Annotated in this window: 16 protein-coding genes, 1 tRNA gene and 1 pseudogene; 11 read left to right on the top strand and 7 right to left on the bottom strand. The window is 63.6% G+C overall.

Annotation, left to right across the window (positions count from 1 at the left end; genetic code table 11):
• The first annotated feature begins 10 nt into the window (after positions 1-10).
• The 3 genes from JGU72_RS04845 to JGU72_RS04835 are packed head-to-tail and all read left to right on the top strand — an operon-like array spanning position 11 to position 2,991.
• Positions 11-1,363 (top strand): nucleotide sugar dehydrogenase, encoded by a 1,353-nt coding sequence (locus JGU72_RS04845; RefSeq protein ID WP_307828293.1) that lies wholly within the window; start codon positions 11-13, stop codon positions 1,361-1,363.
• A 10-nt stretch (positions 1,364-1,373) separates the two neighbouring features.
• Complete coding sequence (locus tag JGU72_RS04840) at positions 1,374-2,390, top strand: glycosyltransferase family 2 protein (RefSeq protein ID WP_199682580.1); 1,017 nt, start codon at positions 1,374-1,376, stop codon at positions 2,388-2,390.
• Positions 2,391-2,433: 43 nt separating this feature from the next.
• Positions 2,434-2,991 carry a YdcF family protein gene (locus JGU72_RS04835; protein ID WP_307828292.1) on the top strand — a complete coding sequence of 186 codons (558 nt, stop codon included), beginning with the start codon at positions 2,434-2,436 and terminating at the stop codon, positions 2,989-2,991.
• On the opposite strand, the gene JGU72_RS04830 is transcribed toward JGU72_RS04835, so the two are convergent.
• Positions 2,958-4,079, bottom strand: coding sequence for a class I SAM-dependent methyltransferase (locus JGU72_RS04830; RefSeq protein WP_199682579.1), 1,122 nt, complete (start codon positions 4,077-4,079; stop codon positions 2,958-2,960). The genes JGU72_RS04835 and JGU72_RS04830 overlap by 34 nt on opposite strands.
• A 14-nt stretch (positions 4,080-4,093) precedes the next feature.
• On the opposite strand from JGU72_RS04830, the gene rfbC reads away from it, so the two are divergent.
• The gene (gene rfbC / locus JGU72_RS04825; RefSeq protein ID WP_199682578.1) at positions 4,094-4,642 is read left to right on the top strand and encodes a dTDP-4-dehydrorhamnose 3,5-epimerase; all 549 of its coding nucleotides are present in this window, start codon (positions 4,094-4,096) and stop codon (positions 4,640-4,642) included.
• Here the strand turns inward: rfbC and JGU72_RS04820 are convergent.
• Genes JGU72_RS04820 through JGU72_RS04805 form a run of 4 tightly spaced genes read right to left on the bottom strand, consistent with a single transcriptional unit; the run spans position 4,639 to position 8,397 of the window.
• Entirely contained in the window at positions 4,639-5,679 is a 1,041-nt protein-coding gene (locus JGU72_RS04820) for an NAD-dependent epimerase/dehydratase family protein (RefSeq protein ID WP_199682577.1), read from the bottom strand. The genes rfbC and JGU72_RS04820 overlap by 4 nt on opposite strands.
• A 1-nt stretch (position 5,680) precedes the next feature.
• Entirely contained in the window at positions 5,681-6,355 is a 675-nt protein-coding gene (locus JGU72_RS04815; RefSeq protein ID WP_199682576.1) for a PIG-L deacetylase family protein, read from the bottom strand.
• Positions 6,352-7,155, bottom strand: coding sequence for a glycosyltransferase family protein (locus JGU72_RS04810; RefSeq protein WP_199682575.1), 804 nt, complete (start codon positions 7,153-7,155; stop codon positions 6,352-6,354). Before JGU72_RS04810 ends, JGU72_RS04815 begins: the two co-directional genes overlap by 4 nt.
• Positions 7,156-7,164: 9 nt before the next feature.
• Positions 7,165-8,397, bottom strand: a complete 1,233-nt coding sequence (locus JGU72_RS04805) for a class I SAM-dependent methyltransferase (RefSeq protein WP_199682574.1) — start codon at positions 8,395-8,397, stop codon at positions 7,165-7,167.
• A 425-nt stretch (positions 8,398-8,822) separates the two neighbouring features.
• Here JGU72_RS04805 and JGU72_RS04800 point away from each other — a divergent pair, with 425 nt between their 5' ends.
• The 6 genes from JGU72_RS04800 (at position 8,823) to JGU72_RS04775 (ending at position 13,741) form a co-directional block, all read left to right on the top strand.
• A complete protein-coding gene (locus JGU72_RS04800; RefSeq protein WP_307828348.1) occupies positions 8,823-9,581 on the top strand; it encodes a lytic transglycosylase domain-containing protein in 759 nt (252 codons plus the stop codon).
• A gap of 125 nt (positions 9,582-9,706) precedes the next feature.
• Positions 9,707-10,999, top strand: coding sequence for a phosphopyruvate hydratase (eno, locus tag JGU72_RS04795; protein ID WP_199682572.1), 1,293 nt, complete (start codon positions 9,707-9,709; stop codon positions 10,997-10,999).
• 23 nt (positions 11,000-11,022) lie between these two features.
• Positions 11,023-11,613: an FtsB family cell division protein gene (locus JGU72_RS04790; protein WP_199682571.1), complete on the top strand. Its 591-nt coding sequence runs from the start codon at positions 11,023-11,025 to the stop codon at positions 11,611-11,613.
• Positions 11,610-12,134 carry a DUF501 domain-containing protein gene (locus tag JGU72_RS04785; protein WP_307828291.1) on the top strand — a complete coding sequence of 175 codons (525 nt, stop codon included), beginning with the start codon at positions 11,610-11,612 and terminating at the stop codon, positions 12,132-12,134. The genes JGU72_RS04790 and JGU72_RS04785 overlap by 4 nt, the downstream gene beginning before the upstream one ends.
• Entirely contained in the window at positions 12,131-13,081 is a 951-nt protein-coding gene (locus JGU72_RS04780) for a Ppx/GppA phosphatase family protein (protein ID WP_199682570.1), read from the top strand. The genes JGU72_RS04785 and JGU72_RS04780 overlap by 4 nt, the downstream gene beginning before the upstream one ends.
• Positions 13,082-13,237: 156 nt before the next feature.
• Positions 13,238-13,741: a hypothetical protein gene (locus tag JGU72_RS04775; RefSeq protein WP_199682569.1), complete on the top strand. Its 504-nt coding sequence runs from the start codon at positions 13,238-13,240 to the stop codon at positions 13,739-13,741.
• 196 nt (positions 13,742-13,937) lie between these two features.
• Here the strand turns inward: JGU72_RS04775 and JGU72_RS04770 are convergent.
• Positions 13,938-14,011, bottom strand: a tRNA-Leu gene (locus JGU72_RS04770).
• Between the two features lie 108 nt (positions 14,012-14,119).
• Positions 14,120-14,542: pseudogene (locus tag JGU72_RS30550) on the bottom strand (site-specific integrase); the annotation flags it as partial.
• Between JGU72_RS30550 and JGU72_RS30545 the strand changes: the two are divergent.
• Positions 14,423-14,740 (top strand): hypothetical protein, encoded by a 318-nt coding sequence (locus tag JGU72_RS30545; RefSeq protein WP_233531102.1) that lies wholly within the window; start codon positions 14,423-14,425, stop codon positions 14,738-14,740. The pseudogene JGU72_RS30550 and the gene JGU72_RS30545 sit on opposite strands and share 120 nt — an antisense overlap.
• Positions 14,741-15,214: the final 474 nt, after the last annotated feature.

Here is a 15,214-nt window from a genome sequence, read left to right as displayed (position 1 = left end):
GGTGACCATCGTGAGCGAGCAGTCTGCAACTGCGGCAGGCCAATTGGCAGTCAGCGTCTTCGGACTCGGGTACGTCGGATGTGTGTCGGCAGCGTGCCTGGCCGCACGAGGCCACGCGGTTATCGGTGTCGACGTAAACCCGCAGAAAGTCGAGTTCTTGCGCCAGGGCAAGGCCCCCGTTGTCGAGGAACGTATCGGTGAACTGACGGCTGATGTCGTGGCCTCCGGGAGGCTGACCGTCTCGAACGATGCGGCGACGGCGGTGCGCGAGTCCGATATCTCGATCGTGTGTGTCGGTACGCCGTCGGCGCCCGGTGGTGGCCTTTCCACCCGTTACCTCGAAAGCGCGAGTGAAGAAATCGGGGCGGCGCTGGCGGACAAGGCTGACTGGCATGTCGTCGTATTCCGCAGCACGATGGTTCCCGGCACGTGCGAGACGGTGCTGATTCCGTTGCTGGAGAAGGCATCCGGAAAGCGCGCGGGCGTCGACTTCGGGGTGTGTGTCAACCCCGAATTCCTGCGCGAGGGCACAAGCGTGTGGGACTTCGAGAATCCGCCTAAAACTGTTGTGGGTGAAAGTGACTCGCGCAGCGGCGAAGCTGTGATGAGCCTGTACGAGGGCCTCGACGGACCACGCTTCCGAGTACCGATCGCAGTTGCGGAAATGACCAAGTACGTCGACAACAGCTTCCACGCGCTGAAGGTGACCTTCGGCAACGAGATCGGCGCCCTCTGTTCGACTCTCGGCCTCGACTCGCACGCCGTGATGGAGATGTTCCTCGCCGACACCAAGCTCAACATCAGCCCGGCGTACTTGCGCCCCGGGTTCGCTTTCGGCGGTTCCTGCCTGCCCAAGGACGTCCGGGCACTGACGCACACAGCGCGTCAGCACGACCTCGAGCTGCCCGTGCTGGCCAACGTCCTCGTGTCGAACGAAGCCCAACTGCGCCGCGCGGTAGACATCGTGATCGGCCTCGGCAAGCGGAAGGTCGGCATCTTCGGCCTCTCCTTCAAGTCGGGCACCGACGATCTGCGTGAGAGCCCGCTCGTCGACCTGGCGGAACGGCTGATCGGCAAAGGCTACGACGTACGTATCTACGACGCGAACGTCGCATTGTCGAGGCTGATGGGTGCCAACCGCGCTTACCTGGAAGAGCATCTACCGCACATCGGGCAATTGCTCACCGGCGAAATCGAGTCGGTGCTCGAGCACGGAGAAGTCTTCGTCGCCGGGACCAAAGACAAGGCCGTCGTCGAGGCGATCGACACTCTGGGGCCGGATCGGACGGTCATCGACCTGGTGCGACTGCCCGATGCCGAGCAGCGGCGGTTACAGCCGGGATACGTCGGGATCGGCTGGTAGCAACGAAACAATGACTGCCGCACCGAGGTTCAGCTTTCTCACCACCGCGTATCAAACGGAGAACTTGATTCGCAGCACAATCGACACCGTCGTCGGGCAGACGTCGGACGACTGGGAACTCATCGTCGTCGACAACGGAAACTCCGATGAGATGGCCGCAATCATCAACGAGTACGCCGAAGCCGATCCCCGCATCAAGCTCGTGCGCCACGAGAATCGCGGTTATGTCGGCGGCGTGATGTCTGCCGCGAAGCACGCGACCGGCGACTACCTGTGTGTTCTCGACAGTGACGATCAACTGATGCCGGGCTTCTGCGCGGCAGTCGGCAAGTTTCTCGATGCAAATCCTGCGGTCGATGCGGTCAGCGTGGATGCCTACCGATTCGAGAACGACAACGACGACCTGCCGGCCGGCTACTTGCGGTCGGTCGGGGTGAAGAAGCGTCCCGACCCGGCACACCGCTTGACGATGACCGATATCTTGGCCGGTTACGTGCCGTACTACACCGCGGCAATTCGGCGCGAGGTGTGGGATGCGGTCGGCGGTTACGATCCGGGCATCCCGGGTGTACACGAGTCCGTCATCATCTGGCTCCGGCTGGTTCCGGAATACGACGGTCGGGTGCTGCCGCAGCGGCTCGCCAGATATCGGTTACGGATGGACTCGCTGACGCGCGATCCAGAAAAGATCGATTCGTTCGAAGCCGAACTGGTGCGGTCGTACATGGCGGTGATGCCGCTGAAGAACCCCGACGAGCGTGCAGCGCTGGATCAGACGCTGCGAACGATCCGCTACTGGAAGCACATTCGACATGCGCGGTTGGCGTTGCTGGAGGGCGACGACGACTCTGCGCGGAAGAACGCTCGTGAGGCGTTCGCGCAGCGTAAGACGGTTCGGGCCGGCGCGGTCGTGCTCGTGGTCAATCTGATGCCGGGGCTGATGCGCAGTGTGCATCCCATCAAGCAGCGTGTCGAGCGGGTCTTCGGACACGCGGCCGGAAAGCTCGTCGCTAGAGTGAAGGGATGACTTTCGCCGAGCTAACCATCTCGCGAACCGACCTTCCCGAACTGTGAAGCGGCCGCCGACGCGGCGAATCTGGCAGGCTGCCGCCGTACTTCTCGTTGCGTTCGTCGTCGCTGGATTTGCCGGCTGGCCGGTGTACGTCAAGCCGCAGATCGACAGCCTGCGCAAGGCGGACGCGATTCTCGTTATCGGGGGCTACGGCTACTACGAGCGATACACGTATGGGTTCGAGCTCGCCAGCCAGGGTTGGGCGCCGCATCTGTTGTTGTCGCAGCCGGGTGGGCCGAGCGATCTGTTCCTGACGAGTCGGTGTTCGCGGGAGTACGAGGGCTTTACCGTCGAGTGTTTCCGCCCGGACCCGCCAACTACCTTGGGCGAGGCTCGAGAGTTGAGAAAGGTTGCGCAGGAGCGCAACTGGAAGTCGGTCATCGTCGTCACCTTCATGCCGCACATCTCGCGCACGCGGTACATCTTCGAAAAATGCTACGACGGTGAGCTGATCATGTCGCCCAGCCCAGTGTCGATACCGCCGCAGGAATGGGTGTGGCAGTACATCTACCAGACCGCCGGCTACATCCGCTCGTTCGTCCAAGGTGGCTGTTGAAGCGACTCCGGTGAATCGATCACCCAACGGCCGTCGAGCCTCGGAAACTGCGCGCGAACCTCGCCGATGAGGTCTGGCAGGGTGAGCAACACCCGGTCCGGCGCTGCGGCAACCAACGCCTCCGGCGAAATGATCGGCACGTCGGTCGCAGGCATGCGACGGCCTTGCTTGGCTGGGGAGGCGTCCGCGACTCCTGTGATGACGCCGCTGTGGGCCTTGGCCATGGCAAAGAGTGCAACGGCTCGCGAAGCGGCGCCGTAGGCGTACACCCGGTGCCCGGCAGCATGCTCGGCCGTCAACCACGCGCTGAGGCTGTGGACATGTTTGTCCATCGCAGCTTGCAAGCTCGAAACCGCCGTGGGAGAGGTCGAGCCGACGGCATCTTCGCGGCGGAGGATATCGGTGACCACGTCGGGTATCGCACCCCTGCCGTGCTGAGCGGCGATCAGCACCGTGCCTCCGTAGAGGTCGAATTCCCATGCGGCAGTGGGGTGCATACCCGCGTCGGCGAGTAGGCGCAGCAGGGCACGCAGCGAGTAATACGCGAAGTGTCCGTGCCGCAGTGCATTCCACTGGCCCTGCGCGACGATGGTCGACAGCGAATGATATTGCAGGAGAAGCACTCCGGACGGTGCTGTGGCTGCTGCCCTGGCAGCGAACGCCGCGCGCTGGTCAGGTTCGTGCATGATCCCGAAGCAATCGAGGACGACGTCGGCCGGTGCATCCGCAGCTGCTTCGCTGAAGCCGCGCTCGGTAAGCAGTGGGATCCACGTGCCGCCGTGCGGGCTGCCGAATTCGCGGACGGTCGCACCCGTCAGCCAGCCGGCTTCCTGAACCCGCGCAACCGCGTCCGCCGCTTGGTCTTTCAATGCTTGTGGCTCTACGCCGCGCGGTTCGTCGGTGACCGTGTCGTCGTCGGCGAGTTGTGCGAGCCCGCAGTTCCCGCACAGGTCCATCGCGAGCTGATGGGTCGCCTCGTCGACGGAAACCGGGTCCGCAGCGAGCGGGAAGTGGTCTGCTGCCGGAACTTTGCCCAGGTCGAGCACCCTGTGCAGTTCCGAACTCCCGCAACCGCGGCACTCACTCATGGGAGCATTGACGGGTGCGCATAGAAACAGCCGAACTGGCGGACGTTCTCGTTCTCATCCCGAGCCCTTTCTGCGACGAACGCGGATTCTTTACGCGTACGTTCGATGCGACGATTTTCGACGACGTACTCGGTGCCGGTGTGTCTGCGTCTTTCCTGCAGGATTCGCAATCCCGATCGGGTAAAGGCGTGATCCGGGGCATGCACGGTCGACTTGGCCGCGGTGAAGCGAAGCTCGTCCGATGCGCGAACGGTGCTGTACTCGACGTGCTGGTCGACATCCGCAGGGAGTCCCCGACCTTCGGTAAGCAGCAGGCATTCCAGTTGGACGACAAAGACTTTCGGCATCTGTACGTCCCGCCCGGCTTTCTGCACGGCTTCCAGGCGCTGACCGACACGGCCGACGTGTGTTACCGCATCGACCGGCCGCACGACCCGACAGAGGACATCGGCGTCGCCTACAACGACGCCGACCTCGCCATCGACTGGCCGTTGCCGGTTACCACGGTCTCTGCGCGCGACGCGGCGGCCGCAAGTTGGGCGCAATTGCTCGAGCGAATCTAGATTCGGCGCATCGACTGATCGAGAATGCCTTCGCCCTGCAACTTCTCGAGGTGCGGAAGGCGTGTGAAGCGCTTGAAGAAGTCGTCGCTGGTCAAGCCGCCGGCAATGTAGCCCTTGTACAGCTCCGCCGCGCCGTCGGGAATTGTCCACTGCGCCTCGAAGCCGAGGGCCTCGCGCATCCGGGAGAAGTCCACGCGGTAGGAGCGCGGGTCGGCGCCGCTTTCGCCGGTGATGAGCAACTTCGAGTCCGGGACGACGTCGACGACGGCCTGCGCGATCTGCGCGACCGTGAGGTTGTTCTTCTCGGTGCCGACGTTGAAGGCGACGCAGTCGATCTTCTCCACAGGTGCGGTGAGGCAGGTCTCGAATGCGGCGGCGATATCTTGCGCGTGCACGAGTGGACGCCACGGCGTGCCATCGGAAAGCACGCGGACGTCACCGGTGAGGACGGCGTGACCGACCAGGTTGTTCAGCACGATGTCGGCGCGCAGCCTGGGAGAGAAGCCGAAAGCCGTTGCATTGCGCAGGAATACAGGCGTGAAGCTGGAGTCGGCCATGGCCGCGGCATCGTCTTCGACGCGGACTTTGCTTTCTGCGTACGGCGTCAGGGGGCGCAGCGGAGCATCCTCGGTGACTAGATCTTCGCCCGCCGAGCCGTACACGGAGCACGTCGATGCATACAGGAACCGCGCGACGCCGGCCTCCTTTGCCAGTCGGGCAAGCCGTACCGACGCGTGGTGGTTGATGTCGTAGGTGATTTCGGGGGCGAGCGCGCCGAGCGGATCGTTCGACAGCGCAGCCAGGTGGATCACGGCGTCGAAACCGGTGAGTTGGTCGACCGTCACGTCGCGCAGATCGGTGCCGAACGGTCGGTCTTCGGTTGCGCCGAGCGTGGGGGGATCGGTCGGCGCCGGGCCGAGGATGCAGTCGGCGAACAGTCCCGAGTCGAGCCCCACCACGTCGTGCCCCGCGGCCTGCAGAACCGGCACCATCACGGTGCCGAGGTAACCCTGATGGCCGGTGACGAGTACGCGCATATCAGTGCTCTCCAATGTTTCCGGGTTCGGTCCGTCCGAACCCCAGGGTGGCTTTCTCGAGGACGAAGGCCTCTGCATGTGGACTGCGACATTGGACGCCGCGTAGCCGGGACAGGCCGAGGAACGACGCGTCGTCGAACCAGTCGTGCACCACTTGCGACGGATAGTGAACGTGCAGCAATCGCGCCTTTTCTTCCGCTGTTCTGGTGTCCAACGGATGAAATATCGCCGGCTGCGGGGTATCTGTTTCCCACTTGAGAATTTCGTAACCGAGAACGAGATGATCGCGAAACTCGGTGGGAAGCAATTCGGCAAGCAGGCGGTGATCCTGGTGCATGTCGTGCCGTTGCGTTCCGAATACGACATCTGGCGTGCAGGACCGCCGGAAGTCGCCCAGCGCGTTCTTGATCGCATCCCAATGCGCAGGCGCGCGCCCGTCCGGGAAGTCGAGAATTCGTACGTCCAGATCCGCGTCGGGACAGAACGCGGCAAGCGCCGCACGCTCTTCGGTCTCCCGTTCGGTGCCACCGCCGGAAAGCACCAGCGCGCGCACGCGCAGGCCCGGATTGGCTCGCGAGACCGTGAGCAGAGTTCCACCCATTCCGATCGCGATGTCGTCGCAATGCGCTCCGAGCAGCGCGATCTCCGCGATCGCTCCGGTATCGAGACCGATCATGCGTGACCGGGAACGGCGTCCTGATCGGCTGTGTCCCAGACCATCCAGGGCCGATCACCGCGTAGGTAGCCGGCGTCGAGTTCGGCGCGCTCTTTGAAGGTGTCGGCGGGCTTCCAGAAGCCCATGTGCTTGTAGCCGAAGAGTCGGCCCTGGGTCGCGAGCGCTCCGCACGCGTCCTCGACCAAGTCGCCGCCGGGCGGCAGCAGATCGAAGATCTCCTGACTGAGAACGAAGAATCCGCCGTTTTCCCAGATGGGTAGCCTGCCGACCGGCGTGATGTCCTTTATTTCGCCGTTGTCGGTGACGTCGACACAGTGGAACGACGACTGCGGCGGGACGATCAGCATCGACGCCGCGGCGCCGGACGCGTGGAATTTGTCGATGATCTCGTCCATGGGCGCATCGGTAAGGACGTCCGCGTAGTTGGCGAGGAAGAACTCGTCCCCATCGAGGTGATCACGGACCCGGCGCAGGCGCTCACCGATCGCAGATTCGACGCCGGTGTCGGCGAACGTTATCGACCAGTCGCTGATGTCGGTGTGCAGGAGTTCGACCGCGCCGTTGCGCATGACGAAATCGTTGGACACCGTTTCCTTGTAGCTCAGGAAGAAGTCCTTGATGTGATTGGCGCCGTAACCGAGGCAGAGAATGAATTCTTTGTGCCCGAAATGCGCGTAATACCGCATTACATGCCAAATCAAGGGTCGCGGCCCGACCATCTGCATCGGCTTCGGAATTGCGTCATCGTTGCCGTTGCGCATCCGCATGCCGTAACCGCCGCAGAACAATACAACCTTCATTGTGTCGCTTCAGCCTTTCAGATCAGCACTGTGCAACTGGGGGAGCGGGTACACGAGCTCGCCTCCCCATTCTGCGATGTGTCGGAGTTGAGCGTTGAGTTCGGTCTCGAGATTCCAGGGCAGAACGACGACGACGTCCGGCCGGTCCTTGTCGATCTGCTCGGGGTCGAGGATCGGGATACGAGTGCCCGGCGTGAAACGGCCGTGCTTGTACGGATTTCTATCGACGGTGTACTCGAGCAGGTCCGTCCTGATGCCGCAGTAGTTGAGCAGCGTGTTGCCTTTGCCGGGAGCGCCGTACCCGACCACTCGTTTGCCCGCCGCGGCCGCGTCGAGGAGGAACCGCAGGAGGTCTTGGCGAACCTTTTCGGTGCGCGGCTTCAGCTCGCGATAACCGTCGACGCTGTGCAAGCCTGCGGATTCTTCGGCGGCCAGGATCTCCTGCACACGTGCACTCGGTTCACCTGCGCAGCCGTCCGGTCGGGCCCACACCCGGATCGAGCCGCCGTGTGTCGAAACCAATTCGACGTCAACAATTTTCAGGCCGGCGGTTGCGAGTGCCCGCCCAGCGGACAGGACCGTGTAGTACTGGAAGTGCTCGTGGTAGATCGTGTCGAACTGGCCGAGTTCGACGAGGTTCTGCGCGTGGTGCACCTCGATGCTCAGCCACCCGTCGTCGGCGAGCAGCGCTCGCAGCGATCGAGTGAAGCCGAGCAGGTCCGGGATGTGTGCGTAGACGTTGTTCGCGACAACCAGGTCGGCTTTGCCGTGCTCGGCCGTGACGCGCGCTGCGAGTTCCTCGTCGAGAAACGCTGTCTCCGTAGGAACGCCCTTGTCGCGTGCGGCCGCGCCGACGTTGACCGAGGGCTCGATGCCGAGGCAGGGAATGCCGGCCGCAACCGCATGCTGCAGGAGGTAACCGTCGTTGCTGGCGACTTCGACGACGAAGCTCTCGCTGTCGAGCCCGAGGCGCGCGGTGGCCTGGTCGACGAAGTCCTTGGCGTGGCGCACCCAGCTGTCGGAGTACGAGGAGAAGTAGGCGTATTCGGTAAATGTCTCTTCGGGCGTGATCAACGCGGGAATCTGCAGCAATAGGCAGTCTTCGCATAGCCGCAGGTGGAGCGGATACGTGGGCTCCGGAAGGTCGAGCTCGCCAGCCTCCAGGAATTTCTCACACGGCGGCGTCGCCCCCAAGTCGAGCACGCTCAAAAGCCGTTCTGAATCACACAATCGACAGCGCAAATTCGTATCCTTTTTCCATCACCCCGGCCGGAGCGAAGAATTCCTCGCACTGGCGATTGCGGTTTCCGCACCTTCGGGGATCAATTATCCATGACAAACCGGACAAAACAAGGCGCATTGAAAGTATCCATTGCGGTCGGTGGCAATCCGGGAGCAATCGGTCTGGAACGTCACCATGAGGCCGATTCGGGGATCGGCCTCTTCCTGGCCGACCTGGCGAAGTGGGACCCGCCGAAGCAACGACCGCGCCATGCGGGCGGACCTGGTGGGCCGGGCTGCTCATCTTCTCCACTTCCGCGATCGGACGGTATTCGAGCCGACTTTGTTCAGTCGGTCAATCGAAACACGGACGGCCCCGCACCGTCGGCGGTTCGTTGCTGTGAGTTGTTCCGGCCGCGACATCGGAATAGCGGGTCGTGTGGATGATGGATCTGGTGAGACGAATCGTGTTCGGCATTGCCGCGGCCGCGGCAACGGTGGTGACGTTGCTGGTCATCGCGACCATCCTCGTTGCGACGCATCGCGAATCCGGGCGCGTGCCTGTTCCCGAAGGTATTCCGCCGGGGCTCGGTACTGCGGTTCCGGCAATCGACATCAACGCACCTGGACGCAGCGCGGACCAGTTGCACGACTGGGCCGCGGGACAGGCAGATGCACTCGGCATCGGGGTGACTGCCCTCGAGGCCTACGGCTATGCGGCCGCGGTGCTGGCGCAGACGCGACCCGATTGCGGGATCGGCTGGACCACGTTGGCAGGTATCGCAAGCGTCGAGAGCAGGCACGGCACCTATCGCGGCTCCGAAGTGCAGGTCGGCGGCAACGTCGTACCAGCGATTCGCGGGATTCCGCTCGATGGCGGTCCCGGCGTCGCCGAGATTCCGGATACCGACGGCGGACTACAGGACGGCGATCCGGTGCACGACCGCGCGATGGGGCCGCTGCAGTTCATCCCGGAGACCTGGAAGCACTGGGGCGTCGACGCGAACGGTGACGGGCGGATCGAGGCCGACAACATCGACGATGCCGCGCTGAGCGCTGCGCGCTATCTCTGCGCAAGCGGTGGCGACCTGACAACGCCCGAGGGCTGGCAGCGGGCGGTCAACACCTACAACCAGTCCGACGTCTATCTGCGTGATGTCCGGGACCGCGCGTCCGCATATTCGGTCGGCCTGTCCCGCCCGTGAGCGGTTGGGGAGTCCAGGGACTCGCCAACCGCGCACGGGGTCGGAGCGCCTCTGCGCGGGCTCAGGTGCGGGGGACTAGGCTTTCACCCGAACTGTGACGTCAGCACTCTGAAGGAGAACCATCCGTGGCCATCATTGAGCAGGTCGGAGCGCGCGAGATTCTCGACTCCCGTGGTAACCCCACGGTGGAAGTCGAAGTCGCGCTCGACGACGGCACCCTGACGCGCGCGGCGGTTCCCTCCGGCGCCTCGACCGGCGAGCACGAGGCTGTCGAACTTCGCGACGGTGGAAAGCGCTACGGCGGCAAGGGCGTCGAGAAGGCGGTCAACGCCGTGCTCGACGAGATTGCACCCGCACTGATCGGGCTCGACGCGATCGAGCAGCGGACCGTCGACCAGACGCTTCTCGATCTCGACGGCACGCCGGACAAGTCCCGCCTCGGCGCGAACTCGCTGCTCGGCGCGTCGCTCGCCGTTGCCCGCGCGGCCGCTGAGTCCTCGGGCCTCGAGCTGTTCCGCTACCTCGGCGGTCCGAACGCACACGTCCTGCCCGTGCCCATGATGAACATCGTCAACGGTGGTGCGCATGCCGACTCCGGCGTCGACGTGCAGGAATTCATGGTCGCCCCGATCGGCGCACCCACCTTCAAGGAGTCGCTGCGCTGGGGTGCCGAGGTCTACCACTCCCTCAAGTCGGTGCTGAAGGAGAAGGGCCTGTCGACCGGTCTCGGCGACGAGGGCGGTTTCGCCCCCAGCATTGCCGGCACTCGTGAGGCGCTGGACCTCATCAGCGTCGCCATCGAGAAGACGGGCCTGAAGCTCGGCGCCGATGTGGCACTCGCGCTCGACGTCGCGGCCACCGAGTTCTACACAGACGGGACGGGCTACAAGTTCGAGGGGTCGGTCCGCACCGCTGAAGAAATGGGCCAGTTCTACGCCGAGTTGCTCGGCGCCTACCCGCTCGTGTCGATCGAGGACCCGCTGGACGAAGACGACTGGGACGGCTGGGTTGCACTGACCGATCTCATCGGTGACAAGGTCCAGCTCGTCGGCGACGATCTCTTCGTCACCAACCCGGAGCGGCTCGAAGACGGCATCAGCAAGGGCGCGGCAAATGCGTTGCTGGTCAAGGTGAATCAGATCGGCACGCTCACCGAGACACTCGACGCTGTCGAGTTGGCACACCGTAACGGCTACAAGACGATGATGAGCCACCGCAGCGGTGAGACCGAAGACACGACGATCGCCGACCTCGCCGTCGCGGTCGGCAGCGGCCAGATCAAGACCGGTGCGCCTGCGCGCAGTGAGCGCGTGGCGAAGTACAACCAGCTCCTTCGTATCGAAGAAGCGCTCGGGGACGCAGCCCGCTACGCGGGCGATGTGGCCTTCCCGCGATTCGCCTTCGAAGGTACGAGCTAGCAGGTGGACAGGAGCGCGGCGAATTGACTGACAAGCGGCGTAGCCGCAGGTCGGGGACCAGTCCAGGTGGCCGTGACACCCGTAAGGCGGCGCGATCCGAAGGGACGCGCCGCGCCTCCCGCTTTCTCCGCGCACCCGAGGGCAAGCCGAACCACGACACCGATCGTGATCGGCCGCCGCGCGTGGTCAACCGGACGAAGAAGGAACAGAAGCCGGAACGCACAATTCTCGGTCTATCGACCGGTCGAGCGGTGATCCTCGCGGTTGTCGTCTGTGCACTCGGCCTGACGCTCGCTGTTCCCGCGCGGACGTACTTCACCCAGCGCGCCGATGCGGCGCAGGTCGCCTCGGAACGTCTTGTCCTCGAACACGATCTCGCCGTACTTCGTTCCAAGCAGAAGCAACAGAAGGACCCCGAGTACATCAGGGCGCAGGCGCGCGATCGGCTTCGGCTCGTGATGCCCGGCGAGACGCCGTTCCAGGTTCAGCTGCCCGGTGCGTACGAAGCCGAGCAAGCGAAGCGGAAGCCGCCGCCACCCGAGGGCGGTCCGTGGTACAGCGATCTATACAAGCAGATTTCGGAGCCGCAGCCAGCGCAGGAGCCGGCAGGGTGACCGTGGATTCCGACGAACCCACGCCGGCGGATCTCGAGATCGTTGCCGCGCAACTGGGTAGGGAGCCTCGCGGTGTGCTGGCGATCGCTTACCGGTCACCGGATGGTCAGCCGGGTGTTGTGAAGACTGCGCCCAGACTGCCGGACGGCACACCGTTTCCGACGTTGTACTACCTGACCGATCCACGGCTGACCGCGGAGGCCAGTCGGCAGGAGTCCGCCGGTGTGATGCGCGATATGACAACGCGTTTGGAGTCCGATCCGGAATTGGCGGCCGCATATCGGCGCGCGCATGAGAGCTACTTGGCCGAGCGGAACGAGATCGATTCGCTCGGAACGGATTTCACCGGCGGTGGCATGCCCGACCGGGTGAAGTGCCTACATGTTCTGATGGCGCATTCGTTGGCCAAGGGGCCGGGAGTGAACCCGCTCGGTGACGAGTCCGTAGCCCTCGCGGCAACCGGAAAGTTGCGTGGCACAGCCATTCCCACGGACTGGCCGCACTATGAAGGGGAACAATGACTCGCCGGGTTGCGGCAATCGACTGCGGTACCAACTCGATTCGTCTGCTGATCGCAGACGCCGCTGAGGACGGCGGCCTCACCGACGTTCATCGTGAGATGCGGATCGTGCGTCTTGGCCAAGGCGTCGACGCGACCGGTGCATTCGTTCCCGAGGCGATCGAGCGTACGCGCGTGGCTCTGCACGATTACGCACAGAAGATGATCGAAACCGGTGTCACCGCAGTGCGAATGGTTGCGACCTCCGCGACTCGCGACGCGTCCAATCGCGAAGACTTCTTCGCGATGACCCGCGCAGAACTCGGTGCCGCGATCCCCGGTGCCGCTGCCGAGGTGATCAGCGGTGACGAGGAGGCGCGACTCTCGTTCGCCGGCGCGGTCGGCGAGTTGGATCCTGCGAACGGCCCCTTCGTGGTGGTCGATCTGGGTGGTGGCTCCACAGAGCTCGTGCTCGGTGACGAGAACGGCGTGACGGCGGCGCTGTCCGCCGACGTCGGATGCGTGCGGATCACCGAGCGGTGTCTGCACGGCGATCCGCCGACCGACGAAGAGGTCTCCGCAGCAAGGGAATTCGCGTCCGAACGCTTGGCCGAGGCATTCGCCCACGTGCCGATCGAGCAGGCGCGTGGCTGGGTCGGCGTGGCCGGCACGATGACCACGATCGCCGCCGTCGCTCAGGATCTGCCGGAATACGACGCAGAGAAGGTGCATCTCTCACGCCTGTCCATCGACGACGTGCACGAGGTTGCGGACCGGCTCGTCGGGATGAAGCGTTCCGACCGGGCAGCGTTGGGGCCGATGCATCCCGGTCGCGTCGACGTGATCGGCGGGGGAGCTGTGATTCTGCGGGTGCTTGCCGACGAGCTCGCCGCACGTGCCGGAATCACCGAACTCGTTGTGAGCGAACACGACATCCTCGACGGTATTGCGCAGTCGATCGTTCTGTAGTCGCGTGGACGTCGCCTCTGTCTGGAGTGTGCCGCCCGACCCCTCGAGTGTGCACTTATCGTCGCGTTGGTCGAGTAGCGGCGTTCGTATCTGCACACTCGGGGAAGGTCGTCGAATGGCCGCTGCATCGGGCATCATTCGGTGATGGAGCTGTGGATGGCTGCTGCGACGACGGCCGGAAAGTTGTCCGACTATCTGGTGCTGGTCACGCCGGTCGGCGTCGTTTCCGCTGCCGTGATCACCAGCCGAGTCGCAAAGCGGTCGCCGTACGACCGGCTGGAACTGCTGCTCGGCATGTTGAAGTCCTGGCCCGCCGGTGTCGAAGGTCGCGAGACGGTCGTGCGCTCGATCGAGCTGACGCTCGCCGAGATCAGGATCATCGAAGGCCAGACGAATCACGACCGCACCGTCGACGAACTCGCATACGACAAATCTGCCGCCCGGAAGCTGCAGGGAAACCGGTCCGTGCTGTCGCTGGGACTGTTCTTGGTCGGCCTGTTCTACATCCTCATGGGCATATGGATGTGGGGCCGCGACGAACCGACGGTCATCAACCTCTTCACCATCGCAATCGGCGTTGTGGCGTGCGTGCTGCCGGTCTGGCAGGTGCTGCGACGGAAGCGTTCGAGGGTGCACAAGTACTTCGGTGCGAGGGCGTAGCGGGTCAGAGCCAAGCGGCGCTCTTGTAATGTTTCGGGCGGGTTGGCCCCCATAGCCCAATTGGCAGAGGCAGCGGACTTAAAAAACAATGTCTCGACGCGAATCTCTGCAGGTCAGAGGGGTTATTCACGCTCCCACCGCGTCATTTGTCACAGGATTTGTCACAGCTCGCGGAGAACTCAGCGTAGAGGCAGAGTGCTCCCGGTGGGACTCGAACCCACACTGTGACGATTTTAAGTCGTCTGCCTCTGCCAATTGGGCTACGGGAGCTAGCCCGTCGATCCTACGGAAGCTCTGTGCAGCCGCCATAAGCGAGTCGGCTTGGCTGTGGGCGTACGTCGACAGAGTGAAGGCCGCTGAGGCGTGTCCAAGCCATGCAGCGATATCGGCAATCGGAACGCCGCGCTTGTGCATCAGCGTGGCGCAGGAGTGCCGTGCGTCGTGTAGACGAACGGGGGGGATCTCCAGCTCGCGCAGGAGCTTTCCCCACCGGAACGTGATGAGGTTCGGACTGTACGGTTCGCCATTGGGGTACGAGGCGACGTACTCACCTGTACCTGTGTAGCTGGCACTGGCCAGTCGATCGATCAACTGCTGCTTGTGCGCCGCTCTGAGCGCATTAATTAGGTCATCCGGCATAGGCAACACTCGGCGGCTCCTGGCGGACTTTGGTGAGCCAATATGAACGAGCTTTCCAGCGGCTACTCGGTTCACGGCAATAGTGACCGTCTTCGCCGTGAAGTCGATATGCTCCCATTTGAGCCCAGCAATCTCACCGCGGCGCAGCCCGTAAAGTGCCAGCGTCCAGAGGTGGCGATCCCGGCACTCATGATCGAAGATCTTGAACATCTGCTCTTCGGTGAGCGTCTTCATCTCTTCACGCTCAGAAGGAAGCCGATCAACCAGGGCTGCGACGTTCTTCTGCAGGTGCCCCTGTTTCAGCTCGCTCTCGAGCACTGCCCCCGTCAGGTAGAGCAGATAGTTCACAGATCGGGATGACCACGGCTTCTTGCAGCCCTTAGCCGTACCGGCCCGAAGGTTTCGAACCAGGCGGTCAAGCTGCGCCTTGTTGAGCTTCTGAACCTCGACTTTCCCCAGATTGGCAGTCAGCGCCGCCAGCTTGCTGCGATGGCCGCGCAAAGTCGACGGTTTGAGACCGTGCTTTGACAGCAACCAGTTGTCACAGGCCGTAGCAACAGATAGATCATTCGTGTGGACGTAGGAGCCTGTGGAGACAGCGGCAAGTAGACGAGCCCGCTCAGCGCGTGCCTGTGCCTCGGTCTTGAGCGGCTGATCATCGGCGTCAGTTCGTGTGCGCACCTGTTTTCGCTTACCGTCGACAGTCCCAACCCCGACGCAGATCTCGTATCGGACTTCTGGTTTGCCGTTTATGCGATTCTGAAGTGTGTACTGCTTAATTCCTGGTGGCAGTTGGCGACGTTTCGTCATTGCGGGGGGTACCTCGATAGATAG

The sequence above is a fragment of the Antrihabitans auranticaus genome (assembly GCF_016481275.1).
Taxonomy (GTDB): Bacteria; Actinomycetota; Actinomycetes; order Mycobacteriales; family Mycobacteriaceae; genus Antrihabitans.
Note: the sequence above shows the minus strand (reverse complement) of the source record. Positions and strands in the feature narration are given on the sequence as shown.

Excerpts from the sequence above, each read along its gene's own strand:
- JGU72_RS04815 (WP_199682576.1), bottom strand. The coding sequence starts at position 6,355 with ATGATCGGTCTCGATACCGGAGCGATCGCGGAGATCGCGCTGCTCGGA.
- JGU72_RS04840 (WP_199682580.1), top strand. The coding sequence starts at position 1,374 with ATGACTGCCGCACCGAGGTTCAGCTTTCTCACCACCGCGTATCAAACG.
- JGU72_RS04775 (WP_199682569.1), top strand. The coding sequence starts at position 13,238 with ATGGCTGCTGCGACGACGGCCGGAAAGTTGTCCGACTATCTGGTGCTG.
- JGU72_RS04810 (WP_199682575.1), bottom strand. The coding sequence starts at position 7,155 with ATGAAGGTTGTATTGTTCTGCGGCGGTTACGGCATGCGGATGCGCAAC.
- JGU72_RS04780 (WP_199682570.1), top strand. The coding sequence starts at position 12,131 with ATGACTCGCCGGGTTGCGGCAATCGACTGCGGTACCAACTCGATTCGT.
- JGU72_RS30545 (WP_233531102.1), top strand. The coding sequence starts at position 14,423 with ATGAACGAGCTTTCCAGCGGCTACTCGGTTCACGGCAATAGTGACCGT.
- JGU72_RS04830 (WP_199682579.1), bottom strand. The coding sequence starts at position 4,079 with ATGAGTGAGTGCCGCGGTTGCGGGAGTTCGGAACTGCACAGGGTGCTC.
- JGU72_RS04820 (WP_199682577.1), bottom strand. The coding sequence starts at position 5,679 with ATGCGCGTACTCGTCACCGGCCATCAGGGTTACCTCGGCACCGTGATG.
- JGU72_RS04800 (WP_307828348.1), top strand. The coding sequence starts at position 8,823 with ATGGATCTGGTGAGACGAATCGTGTTCGGCATTGCCGCGGCCGCGGCA.